Raw genomic sequence first — 3,390 nt, 5'->3', positions numbered from 1 at the left:
TCTTTCCACTTTCCTGCCGCTAATAAGTCACGCAACTTACGATAGTCAACCCCACTATCTGAAACCAGACGCATATCTTTTAGAGAGTGCAGGTTGTAGAGAATTCCCAACATTAAGAACAGTAGAACCTGCAACAGTTGCGAAATAATCGTTAACTAGTTTCCTAGAAAAGAAAGTACGTTGATATGTAGTAGTATTAGCAGAATAACTACCAACTCTGAGTTCAGCCATCACCTGATCAATACTGTGATAACGATGTCTCCAATCATACAACATCATTTTACTAAGAACCCGACCTAAATTATCACTTACATTAACTCGATCTTTCCAGATAATTTTACCAGTTGAGATATCTTTAGGAAGTAGATTTACATTAACTCCAGTTAATGCTTCAATAGCCATGATTCCCACAGCATAAATATCACTACAAAACTTAGGTCGACCTGCTGCTTGTTCCATAGGCATATATCCAGGAGTTCCTACTGCTATTGTTACAGTTGTTTTACCTCCTCTCATCACAGTTAATCCTTTAATTTCTTTCACCGACCCAAAATCTATTAAGACAATTTTCCCGTCAGATTTTCTCCGCATAATATTCTCAGGTTTCAAGTCACGATGAATTACATTTTGCTGATGCACATATTTTAAAACTGACAAAATTTCAGTTAATAATTGAACAGTCTCATCTTCTCTCAATCTACTCCTTAAAAATTTATTCCAAGAATAAATCTCTTTTGTTAAGTCATATCCCTCAATAAATTCTTGAACCAAATAAAATTGCCCATCTTCTTCAAAGTAGGCAAATAACTGAGGAATTTGCTCGTGTTTTCCCAGACGATGTAATATTTTTGCTTCCTTATCAAATAAATTTTTAGCAATGTTAAAAACTTGTGGACGCGGGTCTAAAGGAGTTAGTTGTTTAACCACACATTGAGGACAATTAGGAAGGTCTAAATCAACTGCTAAATAAGTAGTTCCAATACCACCCTTTCCTAACTCAGAGATAATTTGATAACGACGCCTAAGTATTTTGTTAATCATTATTTTTTTGATTTTTTTTGAGAAATTTATAGCTGGTTTTAAGTAGAGCAAACTAAAAAAAAGACGTTGCATCTTTAATCAAAAAACAACCTAAATTCAATCAAGATAAACTTTTGAGCTAATTGACAATTTGATACATAGCGTCCAAAATTTACCATGTTCTACTTAGAAGTCAGGAATTATAAAAATTATAAAAATTATAAAATAGTTAGAGTAGTTTAATCTTTTAAATATTTCCCAGCCGATTTATTAATCAAATCTAAAGGAGAGGCTTTAAACCTTAATTATTCGGTAAAGTCCAGCCCCATCCTAGAGATGAGAACCTCAGACCTATTGGCATCTGTGGGCGAAAGAAATGGAAGGGTGAAAGTGGCTACCACGGACGCTCCTGATCCCAGGCCACAATGTTGAGGCTGAAAGTGATGTTTGGAGGCAAGTTGCAACGACGAAAATTTGATAGTCAGCCAGTGGAATTATTCATACAATGTGCTATGGTCAACAGTATGATTCAAAGTTGTCAGCCGGAAAGTGACAAAGTACTATTCTCATTTATTCCTCTACAGGGGTGATTTTGCGATTCTGGAACGGATCGCGGAGCGAATCGCAACTTTCATGCAACAAAGCCACTATTTGTAGCAAACATTGATCAAATTGGTATTAACTCTTAAGTTAAGAAGGCACAAAAAAATTTAGGTTAACCAAAAGTAAGCAAATATCACAAAATTTACGACTGGCAGGAATAACACTAGATTTATCCCACCTACTTTTTTATCATTTTCTTTGTGGGTTTAATACCCCACCGTCAACGGTCGTGTTCACGCATTACTTGGGGGAGCGAATCCCCATGTAATTTTCCTCCTGTCTCCTGTCTCCTGTCTCCTGTCTCCTGTCTCCTTAAATTTACGACTGGCAGGAATAACACTAGATTTATCCCACCTACTTTTTTATCATTTTCTTTGTGGGTTTAATACCCCACCGTCAACGGTCGTGTTCACGCATTACTTGGGGGAGCGAATCCCCATGTAATTTTCCTCCTGTCTCCTGTCTCCTGTCTCCTGTCTCCTTCTTCAAGGCCTAAAATCAAATTAACTAAACCTACTCAAAAAATAGAAATAATGAAAGGAATCTGGCTAGAAAATCAACAACTCCAACTCCGCAGCGACCTCCCTACACCCGAACCCCCAGCAGGAGAAGCACTTGTCCGCGTCTTGCGTGCCGGTATCTGCAATACAGACCTGGAACTTCTCAGAGGTTACTACCCTTACAAAGGAATCTTAGGCCATGAATTTGTCGGTGTGGTCGAACAAGGACCCGAAAATTTACTCAATCGACGAGTGGTAGGAGAAATTAATGCTGCTTGTGGTTATTGTCGCTTTTGCTTAAGTAACCAACCTACCCACTGTGAAAATCGGACAGTCTTGGGAATAGTTAACCGCAATGGAGCTTTTGCCGAATATCTTACCTTGCCAGTAAAAAATCTCCATCCGGTACCTGAAAATGTCTCAACCGATGAAGCTACATTTACCGAACCAGTGGCAGCAGCACTAGAAATTCAGCAACAGATACAAATTTGCCCAGTAGATAAAGTTTTAGTAGTGGGGGATGGTAAACTCGGACAATTGGTGGCACAAACTTTAGCTTTGACTGATTGTCAGTTATTGGTTATTGGTCGTCATCGGGAAAAACTGGCAAATTTAGAGGAGCGGGGAATTAAAACTGGGTTTGCTGATGCGGTTACTACAGGAGCTTTTGATGTGGCAGTGGAATGTACTGGCAACCCAGAAGGATTTGCGATCGCTCGTCGTGCTCTTCGCCCTTGTGGTATTTTGGTCCTCAAAAGTACTTATGCTGGGAATCTGAGTTTGGATATTTCATCGTTGGTGGTGGATGAAATTACTTTAGTTGGTTCTCGTTGCGGACCTTTTAAACCAGCATTGGAACTACTATCACAACAGAAGGTTAATGTCAAGCCATTAATCCAAGCTCATTATCCTCTAGAAGCAGGAATTGATGCTTTTGTTCATGCTCAGAAGAAGGGAATATTAAAAGTATTAGTGGATATTGGGCAGGAATAGGCTGTTGATTTTTTTTGAAATTAAGTTTATACACCTCAAATCAAAAAGCAGCAAGCATCAAAACTATTTCTAACTATTGCCTAATATCAGTTTCAAAAAAGAATGCTATAAAAAGTGCATCTCGATTAGATATGCTTAAAAATAGCAGTTATAATTGATTTGAGATAGTTATCTCTATCTTTTTTCCCTTTTTTTCAATATTTACCCCTTCTTGCTTCTTACTTCTTACTTCTTACTTCTTCAATAGGAATTAAACCGGTCGTACCAACTCACA

General features: G+C 38.0%; 2 protein-coding genes. One reads left to right on the top strand and one right to left on the bottom strand.

Going from position 1 to position 3,390, the window contains the following annotated elements; all coding sequences use genetic code 11:
• Nucleotides 1-54: 54 nt before the first annotated feature.
• Nucleotides 55-1,041 carry a serine/threonine-protein kinase gene (locus F6K13_RS24675; RefSeq protein ID WP_287288666.1) on the bottom strand — a complete coding sequence of 329 codons (987 nt, stop codon included), beginning with the start codon at nt 1,039-1,041 and terminating at the stop codon, nt 55-57.
• Between the two features lie 1,115 nt (nt 1,042-2,156).
• Between F6K13_RS24675 and F6K13_RS24670 the strand changes: the two genes are divergently transcribed.
• Entirely contained in the window at nt 2,157-3,116 is a 960-nt protein-coding gene (locus F6K13_RS24670; protein WP_124147294.1) for an alcohol dehydrogenase catalytic domain-containing protein, read from the top strand.
• Nucleotides 3,117-3,390: the final 274 nt, after the last annotated feature.

The organism is Okeania sp. SIO2B9 (genome assembly GCF_010672505.1).
Classification (GTDB): domain Bacteria; phylum Cyanobacteriota; class Cyanobacteriia; order Cyanobacteriales; family Microcoleaceae; genus Okeania; species Okeania hirsuta.
Note: the sequence above shows the minus strand (reverse complement) of the source record. Positions and strands in the feature narration are given on the sequence as shown.